Source organism: Sphingopyxis sp. DBS4, from assembly GCF_024628865.1.
Lineage (GTDB): Bacteria > Pseudomonadota > Alphaproteobacteria > Sphingomonadales > Sphingomonadaceae > Sphingopyxis.
Genome location: NZ_CP102384.1, coordinates 2,998,001 through 3,020,775 on the forward strand (window position 1 = coordinate 2,998,001; position 22,775 = coordinate 3,020,775).

General features: G+C 61.7%; 22 protein-coding genes. 12 read left to right on the top strand and 10 right to left on the bottom strand.

Features of this window, described 5'->3' with window-relative positions; genetic code table 11:
* Positions 1–16 precede the first annotated feature (16 nt).
* Positions 17–397, bottom strand: coding sequence for a TrbC/VirB2 family protein (locus tag NP825_RS23570; protein ID WP_306997034.1), 381 nt, complete (start codon positions 395–397; stop codon positions 17–19).
* A gap of 177 nt (positions 398–574) precedes the next feature.
* Between NP825_RS23570 and NP825_RS14315 the strand changes: the two genes are divergently transcribed.
* From NP825_RS14315 to virB11, 8 genes are read left to right on the top strand one after another with little or no spacing between them, the layout of a single operon-like run.
* Positions 575–889, top strand: a complete 315-nt coding sequence (locus tag NP825_RS14315; RefSeq protein ID WP_257544684.1) for a TrbC/VirB2 family protein — start codon at positions 575–577, stop codon at positions 887–889.
* A 3-nt stretch (positions 890–892) separates the two neighbouring features.
* On the top strand, positions 893–1,177 hold the full coding sequence (locus NP825_RS14320; protein WP_257544686.1) for a type IV secretion system protein VirB3: 285 nt from the start codon (positions 893–895) through the stop codon (positions 1,175–1,177).
* Complete coding sequence (locus NP825_RS14325; protein ID WP_257544688.1) at positions 1,156–3,525, top strand: VirB4 family type IV secretion/conjugal transfer ATPase; 2,370 nt, start codon at positions 1,156–1,158, stop codon at positions 3,523–3,525. Before NP825_RS14320 ends, NP825_RS14325 begins: the two co-directional genes overlap by 22 nt.
* Complete coding sequence (locus NP825_RS14330; protein ID WP_257544690.1) at positions 3,525–4,742, top strand: type IV secretion system protein; 1,218 nt, start codon at positions 3,525–3,527, stop codon at positions 4,740–4,742. The genes NP825_RS14325 and NP825_RS14330 overlap by 1 nt, the downstream gene beginning before the upstream one ends.
* On the top strand, positions 4,739–5,524 hold the full coding sequence (locus tag NP825_RS14335; RefSeq protein WP_257544692.1) for a virB8 family protein: 786 nt from the start codon (positions 4,739–4,741) through the stop codon (positions 5,522–5,524). The genes NP825_RS14330 and NP825_RS14335 overlap by 4 nt, the downstream gene beginning before the upstream one ends.
* A gap of 8 nt (positions 5,525–5,532) precedes the next feature.
* Positions 5,533–6,222 carry a TrbG/VirB9 family P-type conjugative transfer protein gene (locus tag NP825_RS14340; protein WP_257544694.1) on the top strand — a complete coding sequence of 230 codons (690 nt, stop codon included), beginning with the start codon at positions 5,533–5,535 and terminating at the stop codon, positions 6,220–6,222.
* Positions 6,219–7,322 carry a TrbI/VirB10 family protein gene (locus NP825_RS14345; RefSeq protein WP_257544696.1) on the top strand — a complete coding sequence of 368 codons (1,104 nt, stop codon included), beginning with the start codon at positions 6,219–6,221 and terminating at the stop codon, positions 7,320–7,322. The genes NP825_RS14340 and NP825_RS14345 overlap by 4 nt, the downstream gene beginning before the upstream one ends.
* A complete protein-coding gene (gene virB11, locus NP825_RS14350; protein WP_257544698.1) occupies positions 7,319–8,305 on the top strand; it encodes a P-type DNA transfer ATPase VirB11 in 987 nt (328 codons plus the stop codon). The genes NP825_RS14345 and virB11 overlap by 4 nt, the downstream gene beginning before the upstream one ends.
* 234 nt (positions 8,306–8,539) lie before the next feature.
* On the opposite strand, the gene NP825_RS14355 is transcribed toward virB11, so the two are convergent.
* The 5 genes from NP825_RS14355 to traA all read right to left on the bottom strand — a co-directional run bounded on the left by NP825_RS14355 (position 8,540) and on the right by traA (position 17,755).
* Positions 8,540–8,731: a hypothetical protein gene (locus tag NP825_RS14355; RefSeq protein ID WP_257544700.1), complete on the bottom strand. Its 192-nt coding sequence runs from the start codon at positions 8,729–8,731 to the stop codon at positions 8,540–8,542.
* A 209-nt stretch (positions 8,732–8,940) separates the two neighbouring features.
* Entirely contained in the window at positions 8,941–13,050 is a 4,110-nt protein-coding gene (locus NP825_RS14360; protein WP_257544702.1) for a toxin C-terminal domain-containing protein, read from the bottom strand.
* Positions 13,051–13,258: 208 nt separating this feature from the next.
* Complete coding sequence (locus tag NP825_RS14365; RefSeq protein WP_257544704.1) at positions 13,259–13,834, bottom strand: RHS repeat domain-containing protein; 576 nt, start codon at positions 13,832–13,834, stop codon at positions 13,259–13,261.
* 234 nt (positions 13,835–14,068) lie between these two features.
* A complete protein-coding gene (locus tag NP825_RS14370) occupies positions 14,069–14,770 on the bottom strand; it encodes a DUF6118 family protein (RefSeq protein ID WP_257544706.1) in 702 nt (233 codons plus the stop codon).
* A gap of 12 nt (positions 14,771–14,782) precedes the next feature.
* Positions 14,783–17,755 carry a Ti-type conjugative transfer relaxase TraA gene (gene traA / locus NP825_RS14375; protein WP_257544709.1) on the bottom strand — a complete coding sequence of 991 codons (2,973 nt, stop codon included), beginning with the start codon at positions 17,753–17,755 and terminating at the stop codon, positions 14,783–14,785.
* Positions 17,756–17,928: 173 nt separating this feature from the next.
* Here traA and NP825_RS14380 point away from each other — a divergent pair, with 173 nt between their 5' ends.
* Genes NP825_RS14380 through NP825_RS14390 form a run of 3 tightly spaced genes read left to right on the top strand, consistent with a single transcriptional unit; the run spans position 17,929 to position 19,014 of the window.
* Complete coding sequence (locus NP825_RS14380; protein ID WP_257544711.1) at positions 17,929–18,234, top strand: conjugal transfer protein TraD; 306 nt, start codon at positions 17,929–17,931, stop codon at positions 18,232–18,234.
* A gap of 22 nt (positions 18,235–18,256) precedes the next feature.
* On the top strand, positions 18,257–18,514 hold the full coding sequence (locus NP825_RS14385; protein WP_257544713.1) for a conjugal transfer protein TraD: 258 nt from the start codon (positions 18,257–18,259) through the stop codon (positions 18,512–18,514).
* 47 nt (positions 18,515–18,561) lie between these two features.
* A complete protein-coding gene (locus NP825_RS14390; RefSeq protein ID WP_257544715.1) occupies positions 18,562–19,014 on the top strand; it encodes a hypothetical protein in 453 nt (150 codons plus the stop codon).
* Between the two features lie 2 nt (positions 19,015–19,016).
* Here NP825_RS14390 and NP825_RS14395 read toward each other — a convergent pair whose 3' ends face one another.
* The 4 genes from NP825_RS14395 to NP825_RS14410 form a co-directional block, all read right to left on the bottom strand.
* Positions 19,017–19,436: a MucR family transcriptional regulator gene (locus NP825_RS14395; protein ID WP_257544717.1), complete on the bottom strand. Its 420-nt coding sequence runs from the start codon at positions 19,434–19,436 to the stop codon at positions 19,017–19,019.
* Positions 19,437–19,534: 98 nt separating this feature from the next.
* A complete protein-coding gene (locus NP825_RS14400; protein WP_257544719.1) occupies positions 19,535–20,572 on the bottom strand; it encodes a hypothetical protein in 1,038 nt (345 codons plus the stop codon).
* A 5-nt stretch (positions 20,573–20,577) separates the two neighbouring features.
* Entirely contained in the window at positions 20,578–21,090 is a 513-nt protein-coding gene (locus NP825_RS14405; RefSeq protein WP_257544721.1) for a sigma-70 family RNA polymerase sigma factor, read from the bottom strand.
* Positions 21,087–21,581: a hypothetical protein gene (locus tag NP825_RS14410; RefSeq protein ID WP_257544723.1), complete on the bottom strand. Its 495-nt coding sequence runs from the start codon at positions 21,579–21,581 to the stop codon at positions 21,087–21,089. Before NP825_RS14410 ends, NP825_RS14405 begins: the two co-directional genes overlap by 4 nt.
* Before the next feature lie 382 nt (positions 21,582–21,963).
* On the opposite strand from NP825_RS14410, the gene NP825_RS14415 reads away from it, so the two are divergent.
* The gene (locus NP825_RS14415; RefSeq protein WP_257544725.1) at positions 21,964–22,605 is read left to right on the top strand and encodes a hypothetical protein; all 642 of its coding nucleotides are present in this window, start codon (positions 21,964–21,966) and stop codon (positions 22,603–22,605) included.
* The last annotated feature ends 170 nt before the right edge of the window (positions 22,606–22,775 follow it).

Below are 22,775 nucleotides of genomic sequence, written 5' to 3' on the forward strand. Positions count from 1 at the left end.
GATGTCGAGGTACGCGCTATCGCTGCCGTGCTTGCGGCACCGAGGCGCCCGCATAAGGATCATAAGCCGCAGGCGACGGAGCCGAGGCCGGTAGCTGGCCTGCCAAGGGGCTTGGATCGGACGCCGCAACCGCCCTTTGCTGGCCATCCGCTCTGCCCAGTCCCGTCAGCGCTGCCGCGATGCTGGCGGCCCCGAACAGGATGAAGCATCCCAGCACGACCGTAATGCCGCGCCGCAGTTCGAGTCTTCCGGCAAGCATCATCAACCCGATGGCGGCAACCGCGATCACTGCGACCGTGGTTGCAACACTTCCCAAAGCTGCTCCCTGAACCCAGGCAACACCCTCTGCAATCGGGCGGCTGCCGGTCGGATCAGTAAGCGAGGAGGAAGAATACATTGCGATCCCGCAGCTGCGCTATTTGGCCGAGCCGATCTAATCATGACGCAGCCCAGGGAACAAGCCGCATTAACGCACTATAATGGTGATGATTTGTCCTTGGCAGAGCTGTGCGGCGCGGGTTAGACAATGCTGAAGACTCGCTGCAGGGCAGCCGCGAGCGCAAATGGGGGACGCATGAAGGGGAAGATCGCAGGTTGGACCGGTGCCATGATCGGGCTCTTCCATGCGGCTACCGCTCACGCCCAGGAACTCGCTGATCCCGCCGGCTCGGGCGTACTGGTTTCCGCAGTGCGCTGGCTCGAAGGCACGCTGCTCGGCACGGTCGCGACGGTCGTCGCGGTGATCGCGGTCGCGACGGTCGGCTTCCTGATGCTGACCGGACGGATCAACTGGCGTTATGGCGCGACGGTCATCCTCGGTTGCTTCATCCTGTTCGGCGCCGCGAGCATCGTCGCGGGCATCCAGTCCACCGCCAGCCTGGGCCGCTGAGCCATGAATGGGGTCGAACGCGACTCTGTCTTCGTCGCGCTGACGCGACCGCAAATGTTTGCCGGTGTGACCTACAGCTATTTCGTCGCCAACGCGATCGTGGCAACCGAATTGTTCCTGATCTTCAAGACGATCTGGGCGCTCGTCATCGCGCTCATCGTCCATCTCGCGGGCGTGCTGCTGTGCCTGCGCGAACCGCGCTTCTTCGATCTCTGGCTGACAAGGATCGGCAAGTGCCCGCGGGTGCGTAATTTCTCGATCTGGCGATGCAACTCCTACCGGCCCTGACCTCCTCGCCCAAGGTCGTTGCAAGAGAAGCTCCGGCGGGCCGGCATCTGCCCTACAGCCATCATGTCGACGGCCATACGATCGCGACCCGCGACGGCCTGCTCATGCAGGTCATCGCGATGCGGGGCCTGCTGTTCGAGACCGCCGACACCGAAGAAATCAACTATCGCAAGCGCCTGCGCGATGCGATGCTGCAGGCGATCGGCTCGTCGCGCTTCGCGTTATACCATCATATCGTCCGCCGCCGCGTCGACGTCGGGCTCGGTGCGACATTCGACGATGCTTTCTCGGCTAAACTCGATGCCGCCTGGCAAGGCCGGCTCGACCGCCGCCAGCTCTTCGTTAATGACCTCTATCTCACGCTGATCAGACGGCCCTTGCAGGGGCGCGTCGGCCTGCTCGATGGCTTGCGGGAAAAGCTCAGCCGGACAAGCTCGCCCGTCGAGACGGCGGCGCAGGATTTGCGCCAGCTCGACGCGGCGCGCGAGGCGCTGATAGCTGCGCTCGGCAGCTATGAGCCGAGACTGCTGTCGGTGTACGAGGCAGAGGCCGGCCTTTGCTCCGAGCCGCTGGAATTTGTATCAACGCTCTATAATGGCGAGACCCGTCCGGTCCTGCTGCCGACGCAGGATATCGGTGCCTATCTCCCCGACCGCCGAATCAGCTTCGGCCAGGAAGCCATCGAGTTGGCGCCTGCCGGTCATGCCGACCGAACCTATCTCGGCATCGTATCGATCAAGGATTACCCCGGCGAGACGAGCCCCGGCATGTTCGACGAACTGCTCCGGCTTCCGTTCGAACTCACCGTCGCCCAGTCCTTCGGCTTCATCGAACGCCAGGCCGCGCTTGGGCGGATGAACCTGACGCTCCGCCGGATGCGCTCGGCCGAGGATGAGGCGATGAGCCTGCGCTCCGAGCTTTCGAACGCGAAAGACGAAGTCGCTGCGGGCCGCTCGGGGTTCGGCGAGCATCATATGACGATCGCGATCCGCGGCGCGTCACCCGACGAAGTCGATGCCGGCGTCGCTGAAGTTCAGGCATCGCTTGCCGATCTCGGGATCATCGCGGTTCGCGAGGAGATCGCGCTTGAGCCCGCCTTCTGGGCGCAGTTTCCCGGAAACTTCAAATATATCGCGCGGCGCGGGCTTGTCTCGACGGGCAATTTCGCAGGACTTGCGAGCGGCCATAATTTTGCGCTCGGCCAGCCGCAGGGTAATCACTGGGGCGAGGCCGTCACCTTGCTCGAGACCACCGCCGCGGGCCCCTATTTCTTCAATTTCCACCAAGGCGACCTCGGCAATTTCACGATCATCGGACCGTCGGGCTCGGGCAAGACGGTCGCGCTCAACTTCCTGCTCGCGCAGGCGCGCAAGTTCGATCCGCGCATCGTCTTCTTCGACAAGGATCGCGGCGGCGAGTTGTTCGTCCGCGCGATCGGCGGGCGCTACGATGTCCTGCGCCCCGGTACGCCTTCGGGGCTCAATCCTCTTCAGCTCGAGGATACGGCAGCCAACCGCCAATTCCTGATCGACTGGCTGGCCCTGCTTGGCGGCACCGCCGATGTCGAAGAGCTGGCGCAGATCAAGGATGCGATCGACGCCAACTATGCGCAGCCGCCGCATCATCGCCGACTCCGCCATATCGTCGAACTTTTTCGTGGCGGCCACCGCCCGCATGCCGACGATCTCTGGTCGCGTCTCCGTCCCTGGTGGGGCGACGGTGAACATGCCTGGCTCTTCGACAATGAAACGGATGCCACCGACCTCACCGTTCGCTCGGTCGGGTTCGACATGACCCAAATCCTCGACGATCCGGCAGTCCGGACGCCGGCGATGATGTATCTCTTCCACCGTGTCGAAGAGCGGCTCGATGGCAGCCCGGCGATCATCGTCGTCGACGAAGGCTGGAAAGCCCTCGACGATGATGTGTTCGTGCGCCGGATCAAGGATTGGGAAAAGACCATCCGCAAGCGCAACGGCATCGTCGGCTTTGCGACCCAGAGCGCGCAGGATGCACTCGAAAGCCGGATTGCGAGCGCGATCATCGAACAGGCCGCGACGCAGATTTTCATGGCAAACCCGAAGGCGCGCGCCGAGGATTATGTCGATGGCTTCGGCCTCACACCCCATGAGTATGAACTGGTGCGCTCGCTTCCCGACAGCGCGCATTGCTTCCTCGTCAAACATGGCAATGAAAGCGTCGTCGTCCGCCTGAATCTGACCGGCGAGCGCGAACTGCTCACGATCCTCTCGGGACGCGAACGGACGGTGCGCCTGCTTGACGAGCTACGCGCCGAACATGGCGACGCACCCGAGGCCTGGTATGACGCTCTGATGGAGCGGGCCTGATGGCGACCATCTGCGATAGCATCCCGAACGCGGAAAGCTTCGCGCCGAGCGCGATCCGCTTCCTCGATTGCCAGGCGCAATTGCTCGGCGCCGAAGGCTATAAGGCGCTGGCCGCACCGGGATCGGCGGCTTCGATCCTGCTGACCGGCATGGTGACGCTGCTGATTGCCTTTTTCGGCTATCGCATGCTGCTCGGACATACACCGACGGTGCGCGAAGGCGTGCTGACCTTCGTTAAGATCGGTCTCGTGTTGGTGCTCGCCACAAGCTGGCCAGCCTATCAGACGCTGGTCTACAACATCATCCTGCAGGCCCCGGCCGAACTCGCGTCGGCGATCGGGAGCCCGACGAACCTGCCCGGTAGCGGCGGGGGGCTCGTAGGCCGGATCGATGCTGTCGATCAGGCGCTGAAGGTGCTAGCGATCGAGGGCGTGGGTCCAGTGCCGCTCGGCCCCGACGGTCGCCCGTTGATGCCCTCGGTTCCGCCGCCGCCATTTCTGGGGTTCGACAGCTTTGCGCTCGGCTTTGCCCGGGTGATCTTTCTCGTCTCGACGATCGCCTCCTTCGCCTTCGTCCGGATCGCCGCTGCCCTGCTTCTTGCCTTGGCACCGCTGTTCGCCGCCTTCCTGCTGTTCGACGGAACCCGCGGGCTTTTCGAAGGCTGGCTGAAAGCGCTGCTCGGAACCGCGCTCGGTAGTCTCGCGATCGCGGTGACGCTCGGCGTCGAGCTGGCCTTTGTCGAGCCCTGGCTCGCGACACTCCTTGCCCGGCGCACGGGCGATCTCGATATCATCGGCGTTCCGGCCCAACTGCTTGCCGCGACGACGGTCTTCGCAATCGCGCTGGCGGCGGTGATGTGGCTGACGGCCCGCATTGCAATGAGCCTCCGTATCCCCGCATGGGCGCAGGCTATTCCCAACGGTTGGTCAAGCGACGCACGCCCCGTGCCCGCGGCGACCCGGGCCGCTGCCGCGCATCCGCCCATTGAAAGCCGCTCGCGCGCCGCTGCGATCGCTGACGCCGTTGCCATGAACCAGCGCCGCGAGACATTGGCTGCCGAAGGAGCCGGCGGCTTGCGCGCCGTCCATATCGCGCGCAGCACGGCGAGACAGGATAGCAGCGACCGGTCCGAGCGGGCTCCGATACTCGCCTCCGCCAGCCGGCGAACGCGCCAGCGCGTATCGACACGCGCCCGCGCCAGGGACAAACGTCTATGAAGAAGAACAGCCGCGAAGCGCTCAACGCTTATTATACCGAAGCCGATAGCTGGGCCAAGGATCGCAACGATACGCTACGCTCGTCGCGCCGAACCGCTTGGTGGGTCGCGGGCGGCGCCAGTGCGATCGCAATATGCGAGGCGCTGGCGCTCCTGTTCCTGACCCCGCTGAAGACGGTCGAGCCTTACACGCTGCTTGTCGACCGGCAGACCGGGTTCGTCCAGCAACTGAAGCCACTGCAGGCCGAGACGATCTCGCCAACCCAAGCGCTCACCCAGTCCTTCCTCGTCCAATATGTGATCGCGCGCGAAGGATTCGACATCGACGCGCTGCAGAACGACTATCGCAAGGTCGCGCTCTGGTCTGCCGGTGCAGCGCGAGAAGATTATCTCTCGGCCATTCAGGTATCGAACCCGGAGAGCCCGCTAGTCCGCCTGCCGCGATCCTCGCTCGTCGATGTCGAGGTAAAGAGCGTCACGCCGCTTGGGCAGGACACGGCGATGATCCGCTTCGATACGCGGCGGCGCGATGCCAATGGTCATGTCTATCCGTCGCAGCCGTGGGTCGTTGTGGCCCGCTACAGCTATAGCGGCGAGCCGATGAGTGCTGCCGACCGGATGATCAACCCGCTCGGGTTCAAGGTCACAAGCTATCGCAAGAGCCCCGAAGCTTTGACGGTGCCTGAGTCTGCTGCGGCCTCGGTAGCCGTTCCGGCTGCCGATCCGCGCGCACAAGCAGCGGCGCCTCAGGCGACATCGCAGATGGCCCCGGCGCGGCCGTGATGAAGAGAGTGCCTCTGCTGCTGTGGGCGTTGATAGCCTCTGGGGCTGCAGCACAGGTGCGCCCGCAGCCGAGCGGCGGCGATCCGCGCATGCAGACGATCGACTATCGGCGCGACCAGGTCGTCCAGATCGAGGGGGCTGCAGGCTATCAGGTCATGATAGCACTCTCCCCCGACGAACGGATCCAGAACGTTGCGCTTGGCGACAGCGGCGCCTGGCAAGTTGTCGCCAGCCAGAGCGGCAATATGTTGTTCGTCCGGCCGACGCAGGACGGGGTGAGCACCAATATGACGGTGATCACCAGCGCGCGCTTCTACGCCTTCGATCTCGTGCCCGTCGCTTATGGATCGCCGCCCTATGAGGTGCGGTTCAACTATCCCGCCGAGGCCGCGGGCGGTTCACCCAACACTCCAGCCGAGGTGGGCGAGCAGGTCGCGAAATACAGGTTGAGCGGTACCAAGGCGCTTTGGCCCGATGCTATCAGCGATGATGGCGCAAAGACCTTTATCGACTGGCCCGCGGATACGTCGCTGCCTGCCGCCTTCTTCATCGACGAATATGGCCGCGAGCGCCTCGCGAACGGCAATATGCGCGGCGGGCTTTATGTCATCGACAGCGTCCACCAAGAGCTGCTGTTCCGGATCGATCAGAAGACCGCGCGCGCGAAACGCTATGTTCCCAAGGACCCAGCCCCATGACGGCACCCGAGACATCGGCCGAGACGCAGGACCAGCCGGTCGAGCGCGGGGTGCTGCCGCGCGTCGCCAAGCCCTCGGCGGGTCTTTCGACGGTGGCGATCGCTATTGGGGCGGTTGTCGCCGGGGCGGTCTTGTTTTCTGTCCTTGAGGCACGGCGAACCGCCTTGACCGCGCCTGCCGTGCGCCCCGCGCGCGCCGATCTGCTGGCGGCATCCGATGTGCCGCCGCCGCTCTACATCCCACCCGTGCAGCCGGCGGCTATGGCCATTCCGTTGACGCCCCCGGCGATTGCGGTGCCGATAACGAAGGCTCCGGATGTGCGGCTCGCGCCCTCGATGCCGCCAGCACCATCGTCTGATCTTCCACCGCCGATATCCTATGCCCCGCCGCCTCCCGTGGCGCCGCCCCGGACGGCCTCGGGCGCGATCCTGATCGTCGATGCGTCGCAGCCGCAAGCGGCAGGCGAGCAAGGGACATCGGCGCCGGGCGGAAGCCAATCGTCCTTGGCAAGCGGCGATATCGCCGCGCGTAGCAGGGCTGGCTCCATGGCCGATCGATCGACGACCGTTCCGCAAGGCACGCTCATCCCCGCTGTCCTCGAAACCGCGTTCAACTCGACAGGATCGGGGTTCGCGCGCGCGCTCGTGCAGCGCGACGTGCATGGGTTCGACGGCACGCGCGTCCTCATCCCGCGCGGCAGCCGGCTGATCGGCGAGTATAAGTCCGAAACCAGCCCCGGGCAGAAGCGCGCCTTCGTGACCTGGACGCGGCTGATCCGTCCCGATGGGGTGACGATTGCGATCGGGTCGCCCACGACCGACCCCGTCGGCGTCGGCGGGGTTCGTGCCAAGGTGAACAGCCACTTCTTCGAACGGTTCGCGGGTTCGATCCTGCAGACGGCCATGCTGATCGGCGGCAATCTTGCGGCGCGGTCGGCTGGAGACTCGGTTGTCGTCGCGCTGCCTGGTTCCTTCCCGACCGCCGGCACCGCGACGCCTGCAACGCAGATTCCGCCGACGCTGAGCGTTCGCCAGGGGACGAGCATCAGCGTGTTCGTCGCGCGCGATCTCGACTTCACCGCGGTCGAGGCGCGGCGATGACGGCAGGGCTTGCCGATCGGGTTTATTTAAGCAGCTATCTTGCGCCGCTAGCCTTCGCGCTTGATCGCGAAGACGTCACCGACATCTATATCAACCGTCCCGGCGAGCTCTGGATCGAGACACTGGGTGGCAAGATCGAGCGGCATGATGTGCCGGCGCTCGATGCTGCGCTACTCCCGCGGCTTGCGCGGCAGGTGGCGGCGCTTAGTCACCAGGGGATCAGCCGCGAGCATCCTTTGCTCTCCGCAAGCCTGCCCGATGGCTCGCGTATCCAGATTGTCGCTCCGCCTGCGACGCGCGGCGAACTGGCGATCGCGATCCGCAAGCATGTCTCGGCAGCGCTGACGCTAGACGATTATGTGTCGGCCGATGCGTTCCGTAATGTTCGGACCGCTGGCGATGCGCAGTCGGCCGCGCTGGATCGCGTAAGAGGGCTGGTCGATGCCGGCGACGTCGCGGCGGCGCTGCGTGAGGCAGTGCGGGGCCGGCTCAATATCCTGATCTCGGGCGGCACCTCTTCAGGCAAGACGACCTTTCTCAATGCGCTTATTCGGGAGATCCCAGTCGAAGAGCGGCTGATCCTGATCGAGGATACGCCCGAGATCAGGCTGGCGCATGAGAATGCGGTGGGGTTGATTGCAGCGCGGAGTGCGCTCGGCGAGGCTGCTGTCACGGCGAACGATCTTGTGTCGGCGTCGCTCCGGATGCGGCCCGATCGGATCATTCTTGGCGAACTGCGTGGACCCGAGGCGTTCGCGTTCCTGCGCGCGATTAATACCGGTCATCCTGGATCGATGACGACCATTCACGCCGATAGTGTCGAGCGGGCGTTCGAGCAGCTGGCATTGCTGGTTCTGGAAGGGGGGGCGACCCTGCAAAGGGAGGATATTCTCGCTTACGTGCGGACGACGGTGGATATCGTGTTGCAATTTAGCCGAGACGTTAGCGGACGGAGCGTCTCGGGGTTGTTTTTGCGTGATTAGCCGGACCTCGACAAACGACGTAGCTTCAATTCTAGGCTGCGGTTCATTTATCGCACCGTCATCGCAATCCCCTCGGAATTCCATTTTATAGACTAATATCTCACCTTGCCAGACTTAGGAGCGGGAAATCACGGGAAAATCGTACAGTTTATTCTAGAAAAACGAATTAACAAAGTAAAGAATACATGAATTTGCTTGGGAATACAACATCAATTGAGTGATATTTGCAAGATATCATAGATTAGATTCGTTTATCTCAAATTCATTCATAGAAAATTCATCCTTTTCATAGTTTAAAATTACATTTTCCATGTCCGGTATTTTAATATTATCCTTAAAGTACAATATTATTTCTTCATCGTCACTATGATAAATAATAGATATGCTTTTCCTGTCGCCTATAGTTAAAAATATATCATCATCCATCAATCTAGACATAACACTAAATGGTACATTTTCATAGTTTTTCGTCTTATTAACCACTATCTGGTTGTTCTCTGATGTGAATATCTCTGCACGGATCGCGGATATTTTTCTAATATTATTCAACTTAAATATACTTTTTGCAAAATCCTTGTAGGTTTTACGGAAATTTTTTGAGGACTTTTCAATTTTGTAAGATCTCATTTTCAATTTTAGTCTCCAAGTCGAAATGTCATGTCCCTAGCGTAAGTGCCAGAGCGCGTTGTTTTACTGTAGAGGGAGGCAAGAGATGACCCAGCTTTCCACACGCCTCCACTGTGACTATCTCTATCTGGCGAGATATATCTTTCGCTTCGGGGCGCTTTCATATTTACGTACACGGGTCGATCATGCGATTCAAAATTTGTTTTTCTGTACCCCAGTGCACGAGCAACGGCGTCTGCCTCTCGATTAGTCTGAAATCGTGTTCTTTGCAGAGCTGAGACTCTTGCTTCCAGTGTCTCAACCCGCGTAGTCGTCACGGGTCCAGTGCTCTGAATCTCCGGGGCGCCCGGCTGAAGAATGTTCAACTGCCCGCGAGCAATCTCTTCCCGCACATTAAGAATACCTCCCGAGCCTGGCGGACCTCGCCTCGATCCGCCTCGGCCGCGAGGCTGAAATTCCTGAGATTTGGCAATTTGTTGGTTTCGCAGTGCATCAAAGGCAACCCCTGACGCACCAGAACAGCTATTCACGCTGCCGATCCTGGAGCCGCACCCGTCCATGGAAACCTCGCCGGTCGGATCAACACCGTTTACCGGATCATTGCCAACATAGGCATAGAGGTTCATCTGATCGTCGTAGCCGACGGGATCGGTTTGGAGGAATCTCCCCAGCGGAGGCGAGTAAATGCGCGCCTTGTAGTGATACATCCCGATCTCTGGTAGCCAGGCTTGGCCGGTGTATTGGAAGCGACCGCTGTTGCTCGGGCCGGGCATTCCATATTCGTCATATAGGTTGATGGAGGGCGCCCCGCCGGCACCGTTCGTCGCCGCGACGATCGAGCCCTGATGGTTGGCATGAAGCCACCGTGCAGTTCCACTCTGATACCAGACCAGCGGGTCGTCAAATCCGGTGTCGCTGCCATGCACATAGCGCGCGGCCAAGCTTCCCGCGGCGTCATATTCGCCGACGAGCGCATCGCCGTCATAAAGGAAGCGGGTATTCGCAGTGCCCTTCACAACCTGCCAGAGCCGCCCTAGCGGGTCATAGGTGAGCGTCGTCCCGTTCGACACCGAGATCAGCCGATTCTCCGCGTCATAGGCATAGGTGCTGATGCCATCGGCCGTCAGATTGCCATTGGCGTCATAGGTGTAGGAAATGCCCCTCACACTCGCATATTGATTGAGTCCGTTGGCCGCATAGGCCAGCGTCGTCGGCGCCGCATCCTTCCACGCATAGTCGATATTGTTCCGGGTAAAGCCGACGATCTGCGAAGCCGGATTATAGGTGATCGGGCTGACGGTCACATTGCCCGCGCCGCCGACATAGCTATCCGACTGGCTATTAAGCCGCCCCAGCGTGTCGTAGCCGTAGGTAACGCCGCTACCGAACCGTTCCGAGCGGCCGGCGATCAGACCCCGCGCATTATAGCTGAACTGATCGAGCGGAACCGATGTGCCTGCACCCTCATAAACTCCGCTAAGCCGACCAAGCGCGTCATAGGCATAGGTGAAAGCCTGGCCATCGGGGTGAGTAAGCTGCGATCGATTGCCTGCCTCATCATAGGTCATGGCGAGGGCCTTGGAGAACCCGCCCATGCTGATCGTGCTCGTCCGCAGCAGTCCGAACCCGTCATAACTGCTGGTCACACCGTCACCGCCGGTGGCGCCATCGAACTTAGCGGTCAGCTGGTTGCCCATCATGTCATAGCGATAATAGACATCGCGGGTGGCGGTCGCGGGCGCGCAGGCGCCGACCTGGATCGGCGCGCAGCCATCGGGCACGACCTTCGAGATCATCCGATTGAGCCCGTCGAACGCGAAGGTCAGTGTACGCCCATCGCGGCGACGCAGCGAAGTCCGGTTGCCGACGGCATTATAGCCATATTGCTCGTAATCGGTCGTGCTGACCGTTCCCGCTGCGGTCTTGCTCGGAAAATACCAGTGCGATTGACGGTCGTGCCCGTCATACTGGAGCTGCGCCTTGTTGCCGTTTGCGTCGGTCACGAACTGCTGCTTGCCGTTCAGCGTATAGGTGTAGCGCACATAATTCTGAACGAGCGGGGTACCGAAGGCGCGTTGGACGGTGAGCAGTTGCCCGGCGCTATCATAATCATTGTTGGTGATGCGGTCGGGGCCTTGGGTGCCTTGCGTGCCAAGCGAGCAGGCCCCCGTCGCGGTGGCCGCCGGAAGCGCCGCCATGTTCATGCGCACCGCAGTACAGTCCGCAAGTCCGCGATTGAGGAACGACCGGTCGGTGACCTTCAGCGTCTGGCCGCCTGCCGACACCGCCTCGCGGATCAGGTAGCGCCGGCTGTCGAAGATCATGTCGGTTCGCTCGATCACCGTCAGCGTGCTGCTCGACGCGTCTGGCAACGTCCCCGTCTCGACAGCCGTCACCTGGTCGTCGGAATCGCGATAGGTGAAGCGCTTCGCGATCCGCAGGCCATTGGGCGCGAGGGCTCCGATCTCCCACGTTTTTCGGCCGATGACATCGTATCGAAAATATTGCGCGTCATCCGCGCCGGGGCGCGGGCCATCGATCGACAGCACCCGGCCCGCCGCGTCATAACTATAACTGGTCTCGCGTGTCTGTCCGCTCGCAAGATCGACGAGGCGCTCGACCGCGGGTAGGAAGGTCTTTTCCCAATAGTCCGTTTCGGTGCGGAACTCGCCGTTGGTGCCGCAGGTGGTGCCTTCGCCGCAGACGCGCGTCCGCGTCTTGCGCGAGAGGATGCCGGCGCCGGTGTCGAACGGTGTATATTCGGCATAGGTCTTGCGCCGCACACCATCGGCATCGGCGGGATCGGTCTGCTCGGTGAGTTGGCCGTTGGCGTTGTACGCATAGTCGGTTTGCCGGTTCAGCGCATCGCGCGACCAGGTCGGCCGCCAGCACATGACCGTGCCACCACATTCGACAAAAAGACCCGTCGGCGAGAGATAGGGCGTCAGATTGACATAGACCTGCTCGCTCAGGCTCGCGAGGCCGGAACCCGGCTTCGCGACCGTGGTCTTCGATATGATATTGCCGGCCTTGTCCCAGCCGAGCGACACCGAGTTGCCTTCGGGCTGCGTGATCTGCGTGACCCGCATCTTGGTATCATAGGTGTAGCTCGTCTGCCGGCCCAACTCGTCCTTGACGCCGGTGATCAGATTGCGGCCGCCCGCCGCGCTGTTGATCGCTGTCCGCGCGATCGTATAGGTCTTGTGATAACCATCGGGACCGGTGGCATCGACCCTGTCGAAGACGTAATTGCCGAGCCCGGTATAATAGGTGGGGTTCGTGTAGCTATAGCTCCACGATACACCGTCGCGGTTGACCGTGCCGATCATCGGCGCCGCACTGGGGAGACCGGTTGCCGCTGTCACCGTCAGCGTTGGAGAGGCTTCGGTCGGCAAGGTCCTTGTGAAGCTCGTCTCCTCGACATCGCTCCCGAGATTGCCAAGATTATAGCCCTGATAGAGACGGCCCGCGAGATCGGTGACCGTCCCGTTGCCGTTGTTGGTCAGTCGGCCCAGCGGTGTCGACGGATCACTCGCCTTGTAGAGCGAGACGACGCTCGGCGTGCCCCAGCCGATCTGGGTCAGATCGTTATTCTGGTAGCTGATGCTGATATAATAGCCGAGATTGGTAGATATTTTGCTGGGCCGATAGAAGGTGCGGCTGTAGGGATCAGTGGTCAGCTTCGCCGTGTCATATTCGTAAGATATGACTTCGCCGTCCGGATATTCGATCTTCGAGGCGTAGAAGAGGCGAAGATGCTGTTGCTGCTGCGTGGGTGTCGGCAGCGTGTAGATATGGGTCAGGGTTAGTGAGTAGCGTTCGCCTGAACCCGACCTTCGATAATAGTTGCCCCCGAATGCGAGGTACGATCCTGAGCCGGTAACGCTTTCGCACTGCTTGTGATCCGTAACCTCGAACGAACAGCGGAAGGATTCCGAGACGCCATCCGCTGTGTGGACGGTCCACGAACCGGACCATTCGCCGCCGTCGAAATCCCGGATCTGCTCGCCCTTGATATAGGGTGCGGCATTCTGAACCCGGTCGAACTTCAGACGCGGCGCCGCCGGCACCGAAAGGACGAGCGCATCGGGCGTCATCTTGCCGTCGATGATGTTCACCCCGTTTCGATCGGGCTCTATCTGAATAGGCGAGATCGTATTCGGGATGTCCTGGGCGCTTAGAACTTGCGGCGTGGTAACGGCGAATCCTGTGAAGACCAAGGCCACGGCATTGCGCTTGATTGACAAAAGTGCTTGAAAGAAGCTCTTTGAACCGGAAAACATATCACGCATGGCCCATCCATAAATAATATAGAATCAAAAATGACTATGCACAGTCCGTCAATTTACCAAATCCGGTAAATGTAATAAATCCGGTAGACTGTTCCCCTACAGAATTTTTTACCACATATTCGATGCTTTTAGCGCCACCCTGAAAAAGACTAAGGGTTACATTATTCCCGGATATCTGCGGCTTGGCACCCTGACCAGTAGCGACGGAGACGAGGGTGAGCGGATATTTTCCGTTCGGCGACGTGTCGTTCAGGACGGGATTGATCGTGACTTGATCGCAGCGGTGCACCTGTCCGAGATTGTCCGTGTTCGCAATCGGATCTCCGGTTGGCGTAGGAGTCGGGGTGGGCGTTGGTGTGGGAGTAGGCGTAGGGGTCGAACTCGAACAGGTTCCCCCAGCTGCGCCGACCCTGTACGATGTCCGATTGCCGGCAGGGTCGAAACAGGCTTGCCTGACGGTTCCATTGTTCGGGCCGCCGCTATCGGTCGCCTGCACCAGTCTGCCAAGGGCGTCATATTCATAGCTGACCGTCTGGGCGCTTGAGGCTTGTAAGGAACTCACAGCAAGCGCCAGGGCAGAACAGGACAGCAGCACCGCATTCGATCGCACGTTCAGCTTCCCCCAAGGCAAACGCTATCGCCACCACTTCGGCGAAGATGTAGCAAAGCCAATGTCGTCGATTGAAGTTCCAAGCCCCCGAGGACCGTTTCCCCTCAAACGAATCACCCCAACTAAGATAGCCTGAACCGGCCCAGCGAATTCGTCAATCCACGGAAATGTAAGCTAAAGTTACTTCGCACTCGAATGATCTGGACGACCAAAATACGCACTGAGCGTGTGCGATCAGGGCTGAGGCAGCTTGACCTTGATCGAGCATCGCACGATCTTTTTGGTCTGGCGCGCCGCTTTCTCGCAAGCCTCAAGGGTCTGTAGATTATCGCGACGCATCTCGACGGCGATCATAATCGACTTCCAGGACTCAGGATCACCCGCGCGCATCATCCGGCTACCGGCTTCCCATAAAGTCGGCTCGCCGATGATATGCGCCGCCATACTTTCGGGCATGTGCCAGCTTGTCGGCATGATGCGCAGGACGACGCCGGGCAGAAACGACCATAGCAGCATCCCGGCGAGCAAACCACCGCCTGCGGTCCACAGGAGCCGGCGGTGCTGTTCGCGAACCGCAGTGACGGTCCCGGCGAGACGCTCGATACGATGTGCGCCATTGTCGAACCGTGCGCGGGCCTGTTCGATGGCGGCGTGGTCGGACGCCCGGGCCTTCGTGCCCGCAGCGGCGATCTGGCTTGCCATCTCCTCGGGTGTAAGCTTGATGGCCGGTGATCGGGCAAAACCGTTGATCGCGGTCCGCATCCGGTCGAGCAAGGCCGACATCTCGCCGAGCGTCTCGCTATAGTCGGGAGCGGCATCGCGCTTTGCAGTAAGCCTCGTCACGGCCGCTTCGAGCAAGCCGACTTTCCGCCCAAGCTCGGCGAACGCCTGCGCGGCGGGGTCGGTATCGGAAAGTTCGGATATCTGGCTGTCCATGATCGTTTCTCCTTATCGGCTCATGCCCATGTCGCGGCCGCGTTCGATGCCGACGCTGCTGGCAAGATCGTGCGAGAGCTGACGCCCGGTATCGATGCTGATCCCGAGTTCCTGCTTGCGGCCACGCAGGACCGACTCCATCTGCGCATCGCGTTCGAGGCTCTTCGCCAGCCCCGCCATCTGTTCGGACACCTTGCGAACGCCGCGGACATCGCCATCACGCTTTAGACCTTCCCGTTGCTTTCCAAGCTGGCGCCAGCCCTCGACGAACCGGTCGGCGCGCTTTGCGGGATCGGTGCGGATTTCGGCCTCGAGCCGCATCGCCTGGATGGCGCGCTGCGATCGTCCGCCCGCGGTTTCCGGGACCAAAGCCGGATCGCGGCGATAGGCGCTCTCCATGTCTTTCGCGGCATGGCTGTCGACCCGGCCCATCGCTTCACGCGCCTTGTCGAGTTCGGCGCGCTGGTGCGGCAGGACCGGCAAGCCCTTGTCCTGCATCTTCCAGATGTCGGCGATCGCGCGGGCATGGCGTTCAACCGCAAGCCGCCGGACCTGCTCGCGATCTGCCTGCATAGTCCTCGCCTGATCGGCATTGGGCACGGGCGGACGAAAGTTCGCGAAGATGCTCTTTGGCCGGTCGGGGACGGCCGGTGGCTCACGCTGCTTATCAGGCAATGCGAGGCGCAAGCCGTCGAAGATCCCGCGCGCTTTCTCTGCGCCCGCGCGGGCGATATCCGCGATGCGCTCGCCAAAGCCGATCCCGCGCCGCTCGGCATAGTCCTTGACCGGATCGGCTTGACGGTAGTCGCTCGCCATGTCCTTCGCGCGTTCGCGCGACAGGGTGCGGACGAGACGCGCGTCGTCCTTGAAGTCGTCGCGGCCATAGTGAAGCGCCATGCCGTCACGGTGGCGGGTCATGCCGACATAAGCGCCGTGGCGGTCCATACCCGGCGTTGCCAGCACATGCGCCCGGTCGACCGTCATGCCCTGCGCCTTGTGGATCGTGGCGGCGTAGCCATGATCGAGGTCGCGATAGTCCTTGATGTCGAACGCGACCGAACGCCCGTCATCGGTGCGCACGGTCATGCTTTGCTCGCTGACGCGCTCGATCGTCCCGAGCGTGGCGTTCTTGACCTCAAGGCTGCGCTCGTTGCGCAGGAACATGATGCGGTCGCCCGCCGCAAAATCCCGGTCGCCGCGTTCGACCGTGAGGCGAACATCATCGCCAAGATCGCCGCTGGCGCGCATCGCATCGCGCGCAGCCTCATTGAGTTCGCGCACCTCGGCATTGGTATGTGTGAGGATGATGCGGGTCCGATCGGGCGCGGCGATGCGCTCGCGGTCCCAACGCTCGACAAGCTCGGCGCGCGCCTGTTCGCGCGTCTCGGCGGCGTGGATCATGCGGTGATCGGCGTAGGCCCGGATCGCCTCGCCGGTTCGGCCGGTGGCAAGCTGGCGGGTGGCGTCCTGCTGCCACTCGACATGCTGGCGGCGGACCTCGGTGATCTCGACGCCGCCATGCCGTTCGTGGATCGCGCGGAACGCCGCGCCCGCCTCGATCGCTTGCAATTGCTGCGGGTCGCCTACAAGCACGACCTTTGCGCCGGCGTCGGTCGCATGGGACAATACGCGCTCCATCTGGCGCGTGCCGACCATGCCCGCCTCGTCGATCACCAACACATCGCGGGGGCCGAGCATATCACGGCCCTGCGCCCAGCCATATTCCATGCTGGCGATCGTGCAAGACGCAATGCCCGAACCGTTCTCCAAACCTTCAGCGGCGATGCCCGACAGCGCCGCTCCGCGCACTTCATACCCGGCAGACTCCCACGCCTCCCGCGCGACACCCAGCATCGCGCTCTTGCCGGTGCCTGCGTAGCCGACGACAAGGCTCAAATCCTGCTCGCCGGTCACATGATCGAACGCCGCGCGCTGCTCGCCCGACAGGTCAAGCCCGCGCGCCGCCGCCGCGCGAAGTGCGCCCTCCCGGTCGTCCTCCGACACACGATGCCGCTCGCGTTCGGCCATCAACTCGGCGGCGTGCTGCAACCGCTGTTCGGTGTCGATCATCTCGCGGCTGGTGAACCGGTCTTCGCCGCGCCCGTCCTTGCCGAGTTCGATCAGGTCGGGCGAGCCGCGAACCGCGCTCATCGCCCGGTCATATTGATCCTTGCCGTCGCTGTGGCGATGCACGAACATCGCCATATCGCGGCGCGTGAATGTCGCCTGATGGTGGGTGATCGCATCGAGCGCGACGCGCGGCTCGGCGATGATGCGCTCGCCGTTCCGCTGCGCGACCGCGCGGTGATCCTCGATCCGCTCGGACTCAAGACCGCGCTCGCCCATGCGCGATGCGGCGGGGCCGATCTTGTCTTGCGGTTCGAGGCCGATACCCTGCGCCTCAAGGCTGCGGTGATCGATGCGGGCGTCTATATCGAGTTCGGCAAGCCGCGCATTGACGTGATCGGCCCATCGCTCGCGCCACTGTTCGACAAGTTCGGTGCGATTCCAATCACGGACCTTCGCGCCGAACCCATCGGGGCCAATCTCGCGCATTGTGAGCATGACATGGGCATGGGGTTTGGGCTGACCGTCCGCGCCGATGTCCCAATGGACATTGAGGTCGGCGATCATGCCGCGTTCGACAAATTCGGCAGCCACGAAATCTCGCGCCAGTTCGATGCCATCGGCCTTGCTCATCTCGCGCGGAATCGCGAACTCGATCTCGCGCGCAAGCTGCGCGTCCTTGCGCTTCTCGATCGCCTCGACATCATTCCAGAGCCGTTCGCGGTCGCGCCACTGTTCGGGCGCACCTTCGGGCAGCGTGATCTCGCTATGCTCGACGCCCGCCTTGGCGCGGAAATCATGATCGCGGTCGAGCCGTTCATCGTGCAGCCGCTCGCCCGCGCGATAGGCAGCGGCTGCGACGGCGCTGCGCCCGGCAGCGCGCCCGATGACTTTCGCGGAGAAGTGAAAGATTGCCATGACGGCAATCCATCTACGCCACCAAGCCTACGTCGGCACGACGTATAAGCGCGCCCTCCTCGAATAAATTCTCGACAGGGACTAGGCGATGTCAGGCTGTCCCGGCGACTCTACTGCGCTGGTGCCGCGCTTCTTCTATCATGGCCGTATCGTCACTCAATGGAGACTGAGCCATGCGTAAGCCACGCGATATCGATTCGGAACTGAAGGCGCTCGAAGCCAAAGCGAAAACCCTCAAGGAACGCCGCGTTCGCCAACTTGGCGAACTCGTCATCGCCACCGGTGCCGATACGCTCGAAGCCGATTTGCTCGCGGGCGCGTTGCTCGGCGCAGTCGCGACGAAAGATGCGGGCGCAAAGGAGGGTTGGCGCAAGGCGGGCGCGAGCTTCTTTCAGCGCGGCGCACGCAAAACTGCGGCGCGATCTGATCGCGGTGCGGCGAATGACCCGGCGCATGACGGCGATGCGGCATCGGCTTGAGCTGGTGAAAGCACGAACCGGAATGCGTGAATGGCAGGTCAAGCGACGCGAGCGCACGCGCCAGCTTATCGAGCTGGGAGGGCTCGTCGCCAAAGCCGAACTCGTCGACCTCGCCGACGACGATCGCGCGATGCTCTATGGCGCGTTCCTATGGATGGCCGACAAGCTGCGGAGCGACCAGGGCGACCATGCCGCCGCGCTATGGCGTCGCCGGGGCAAACGGGCGTTCAACATGGCGCAAGCGGAAAATGGCGATCTGGATAGTCCCGCTCCCGACTGAGAATTTCCGTCATTGCATCATCGCGCAAGCTGCCCCACGGGTCGAGCATGCCTGCATCGTTCGCTGACATCATCATCCCTATCGGCGCGTCGCTGACAGGCGCTATTGCCGCTGCCTATCCGAGCTTTCTGGCTGGACGCAGCATTCAAACCCATGAATGGCGCCTTGCCTTGATCCGCGATAGGATTCAGGAACGGCGGCAACTCTATGCCAAGTTTCTCGTCGAAGCGGATCGCAACGTGCTGACTGTCGTCGGCGGGCAAAAATCGCTCGACAATGTGTCTTCACTTTTTGCGCTGCTGGCGGAAATCTCATTGGTTTCATCGGAATCCGTGCACCAATGCGCTCGCGCGGTTGGCAACATTGGACTTTCCGCCAACGCTGCGGATGAAGATGATCGTGGCGACCATTTTGCCGCCAAGGCTGCGTTCGTCGAAGCGGCACGAAACGAAATCGCCATGCTGGAGGCTGAGGCCTACAAAAAGCGCCGCAATCGTTAGCTCTATTTCTTCCGGCGGGGTCGGCCGCCACCGCGACCTTTGGTGCCAAGGCCAATTTCCTTGGCTAAAGCGCGGCGCTTCTCCGCATAGGCAGGCGCGGTCATCGGATAGTCCTTCGGCAGGTTCCACTTCGCGCGGTAATCGTCGGGCGTCATATTGTAGTGTGTCATCAGGTGACGCCGGAGCATCTTGAGCTTCTTGCCGTCTTCGAGACAAACGATGTAATCGGGCTTCACCGACGACCGGATCGACACCGCCGGCTCCTGCTTGACTTCGGGCTCGGCAGTCTGCCCAAGTCCGGCGAGCGCGTCATGCACCGAGCGAATGACCAGCGGAATATCCGATATGGCGACGCTGTTGTTGCTGACATGCGCGGCAACAATATCGGCGGTCAGCGTGACCAGCGTTTCCTGATCGTCCATTCTCAAACTCCATTCATCATTCACAGTTCGCGAAATATTCGTCGATCCACGACATGCACGCATCGCGTCATTGCTTCAAGGGCGACGCGCGATAGCCATTAACCGTAAAGGGCGGATCGGATGCGATCCCACCATATTCCTAACCCAAGCCTTCGCACCATGATCGCGAAGCGAATGCGAAACGCCAGCGACGGATAGTCCATGCCGATGATCGCATAGTCGGCCTGCTCGCGGCGGCGTTTGACGCTGGCGCGGCTGATGCCGAGACGCCGGACAATCTCTTCGGTCGACCGGCCGTAATGATAGAAGAATATCCAGACGTGTCGGGTCAGTTCGGATTGACGGGTCAGCGGCTCCGGTATCTGCACGATGTCGGCGATCTCTTCGCCGTTCTGCTCGGCCTCAGTCAGCGGTCTTTCCTCCGGCAAGGGGCGTCGTCGCCGGCGATACTCGGCATAGCCGTGCGGGTAGCGATGATCGGGAACCAGGCGATCGGCCAGCCATTCATCGAATGGCTGGCAGCCTGCGCAGCGGAGCGCGTCGTTGACGCGCAACAGGCGGCGACGCCGACACCGACGCCAGGGTCCGACAAAGCGCCATTGATCGACCGTGGCGACACCGGCGCGGCGCGACCGCAGGGCCGCATTGCGCAGCGTCGCCGTCAGCTGCGAAACGATAAACGCGGCCGCGGCTTCCTGATCGGTCGCGATGCCGGCAGCAGGATCGGGCCATATCATCTCGCCCGGATAGCCGCTCTCGGTGAAGGCGACCGCGAGCGATCGCCGATAGTCCTGCTGCAACCGCGCCTCCAGTTCGATCGCCGCCGCTCCCATACCGGGAATCGGCTCCGTATGGCAGACATGCGCCCGGACGATCGTTCGCGCATCGGCGAGGCATGCGTCGATGATGTCACGATCCGCCCCAACTTCTTCTGCCATCGCGCCGATCTCGACGCCGTAGAAATTGTGGAGCAGGAACAGCGCGCGCGGAAGCGGCGGTAAGCGGCGCATCGCCGTGCAGCGTTGATGGTCGAGGCCCGACATGACGAGGGCCTCCAGCCGCTCGGTGCGCGCACCGTCGGGGACCTCCAAGGTGCGGCGACCGAGCAGGCGTTTGAAAGGGCGCCAAGCCTGCAACGGCCTCACCATTGCGCGGCAACTGCGGCGCGGCACCGCGCGAGCGCCTGCACCATGTGATAATCGACGGTCGCGACACTGATGCCGAGTTCCACCGCGATGTCGCTGTAGCGCATTCGCTTCACCCGGCACATCAGGAAGACGCGCCGGGTCTTCGGCGGCATGGCGCGCACGGTCTGCCGGTAAAGGCGGAACAGGTCGGCTGCTTCGATCCGCCAAGTCTGGTCGGCCCGCGAAACTGCATCGCGTTCCTCGTCGAGCGAATATAAGGCGGTTGGACCGCATTTCTTCCGGCGCGCGCGATCGATCAACAGGTTGCACGCAATCCGGGTCAGATAAGCTTGGGGACATTCGGCGCGATCAAGCGCCCCGCTGCGCAGCAACCGCGCGAAGGCCTCCTGCGTCAGATCGGGCGCGGCGTCGCGCCCGGCCCTCCGGCCAAAATATCTGAGCATTCGAGGACGCTCGGCGCGATAGAAGGCTTCGAACGAAGCCGCAGTCGAGACGGGCGCGGTCATGACCGCGCCCCTTGGCGTTCGCGCTCGTTGAGCGGTGCGTCGCGCGGAGCGCGATAGAGGGTGATGCCCGCTTCGATGCGGTCGAGGATGAAGGTGTCGCGCTCGGCCTTGGCGATGCGGATGTCGGCTTTGGAATAGAGTTCGAGGTCGACCATGCAGCGGTCGCCAAGTTCGCTGTCGATGACCTCGCGTGCGCGGGTCCAGCACTCCTCTTCCTTGAAGAGGGGATGGTTGACGACGATCCAAAGCTCGTAATCGGAGAAATGGATCGTCTTCTCGTCTTCGTACCATGACCGCCGGGCATAGGGGCCGATCAGGATGATGCGCCGTATCTGCCCCGGCTCGGGGGCTTGCACCTGATCGGGATCGAAGAAGGCGCGCAGGATGCGCGTAATGCGTTCGATCTCGCCCTGCTTGCGACGGATGAGATGGTCGACGCGCGCCATCACGACTTCGCGCGCGTAGAAGTCCTTCGCTTTGGGGATAGTCATTTGCAGCTCGCACAGCGGCGGTCCGCGCATCGAAGCGCGAATGTGCAAGCGGTGTTCGCTGTGCGCCGCTAAAGCGGTCTACAGCAACTGCCCGACCCTCGGCCGGACCTGCATGATGCTGGCAGGATAATCCTCGGGATGGCCGCCAGTCATTCCATCCCGTGGGCGGGACTATGCCAGAATTGGCGAGGCACGACAAGGTTAGTAGCGGGAGACTTTCGGAGGTCGACCCTTTCGAACTTGATCGATTACTGCCATGACAACTCGATACAGTTTCGCTCCCGGAGCGACATCGACCTCTTCGCTTGGTCGCATAAGGCTTAATAGCCCTTTTACAATCGGGTGTTACGCTCTTGGCGCAGGTATATTGCAGGGGGTGACTGTGTCCGGTTTGTTTTCGATTGTCTTTCTCGCAGCCGTAGTCGGGGTGTTCAAGCCCTATATCGGAGGCTGGAAGCGCTGGCATTTCGCGCTTGCCGCGCTCGTGTCGCTAATCCTGGTCGGGTCGTTCGTTCCGAAGGAAGGTGGCAATTCCCAGCCAGCCACCGTTGCGGCCGTCGGTAGCGGGGAGCCGAGTGCTGCTACCCCGGAAACTCCCTCTGCTTCCAATTGGTCATATCGCGAAGACAAGGACGAAATGCGCGGCGATACGGCTCAGTTCGCCCGTGTGACCAGTGAGAACGAGGTGAATCTGGACTTCCCTTATGGGGTAGTTCAGGGACATCTTACCCTCCGCAAGCGGAAAGAGGACGGCCTATCGATTATGTTTGGGGTCGATGAGGGCCAGATTCTTTGCCACTCGTTCAGCAACGGCCACGTATCGGTGAAATTCGATGACCAGCCGATCAAGCGTTACGGCTGCACCGACACGAGCGATGGCTCCTCAAACGTGATTTTCATCCTCAATGAAACTGGATTCCTGAACAATCTGAAGAAATCCAAAAAAGTCATCATCGAGGCCGAATTCTTCCAGCAAGGCAATCAGCAGTTCACTTTCAAGACCGAAGGCTTGAAATGGGACTGAGGGCGCTGTCCCTGTCCGCCGCGCTGGCAGCGATCACGCTGATAGGGTGCGCCGAGACTACGCGGGAAAGAATCAAGAAGGAAGGCGAACACTTCGAGTTCTTGGTGATGAACGACGCTTCGCAGCAGGAAAAGTGCGCTTCCATGAAGCGGCTGCGGAATCTGAATGCG

Coding starts and splice junctions, on each gene's coding strand:
- NP825_RS23570 (WP_306997034.1), bottom strand. CDS start 397: ATGTATTCTTCCTCCTCGCTTACTGATCCGACCGGCAGCCGCCCGATT.
- NP825_RS14315 (WP_257544684.1), top strand. CDS start 575: ATGAAGGGGAAGATCGCAGGTTGGACCGGTGCCATGATCGGGCTCTTC.
- NP825_RS14320 (WP_257544686.1), top strand. CDS start 893: ATGAATGGGGTCGAACGCGACTCTGTCTTCGTCGCGCTGACGCGACCG.
- NP825_RS14325 (WP_257544688.1), top strand. CDS start 1,156: ATGCAACTCCTACCGGCCCTGACCTCCTCGCCCAAGGTCGTTGCAAGA.
- NP825_RS14330 (WP_257544690.1), top strand. CDS start 3,525: ATGGCGACCATCTGCGATAGCATCCCGAACGCGGAAAGCTTCGCGCCG.
- NP825_RS14335 (WP_257544692.1), top strand. CDS start 4,739: ATGAAGAAGAACAGCCGCGAAGCGCTCAACGCTTATTATACCGAAGCC.
- NP825_RS14345 (WP_257544696.1), top strand. CDS start 6,219: ATGACGGCACCCGAGACATCGGCCGAGACGCAGGACCAGCCGGTCGAG.
- virB11 (WP_257544698.1), top strand. CDS start 7,319: ATGACGGCAGGGCTTGCCGATCGGGTTTATTTAAGCAGCTATCTTGCG.
- NP825_RS14355 (WP_257544700.1), bottom strand. CDS start 8,731: ATGGATGATGATATATTTTTAACTATAGGCGACAGGAAAAGCATATCT.
- NP825_RS14370 (WP_257544706.1), bottom strand. CDS start 14,770: ATGGACAGCCAGATATCCGAACTTTCCGATACCGACCCCGCCGCGCAG.
- traA (WP_257544709.1), bottom strand. CDS start 17,755: ATGGCAATCTTTCACTTCTCCGCGAAAGTCATCGGGCGCGCTGCCGGG.
- NP825_RS14380 (WP_257544711.1), top strand. CDS start 17,929: ATGCGTAAGCCACGCGATATCGATTCGGAACTGAAGGCGCTCGAAGCC.
- NP825_RS14385 (WP_257544713.1), top strand. CDS start 18,257: ATGCGTGAATGGCAGGTCAAGCGACGCGAGCGCACGCGCCAGCTTATC.
- NP825_RS14390 (WP_257544715.1), top strand. CDS start 18,562: ATGCCTGCATCGTTCGCTGACATCATCATCCCTATCGGCGCGTCGCTG.
- NP825_RS14395 (WP_257544717.1), bottom strand. CDS start 19,436: ATGGACGATCAGGAAACGCTGGTCACGCTGACCGCCGATATTGTTGCC.
- NP825_RS14405 (WP_257544721.1), bottom strand. CDS start 21,090: ATGACCGCGCCCGTCTCGACTGCGGCTTCGTTCGAAGCCTTCTATCGC.
- NP825_RS14410 (WP_257544723.1), bottom strand. CDS start 21,581: ATGACTATCCCCAAAGCGAAGGACTTCTACGCGCGCGAAGTCGTGATG.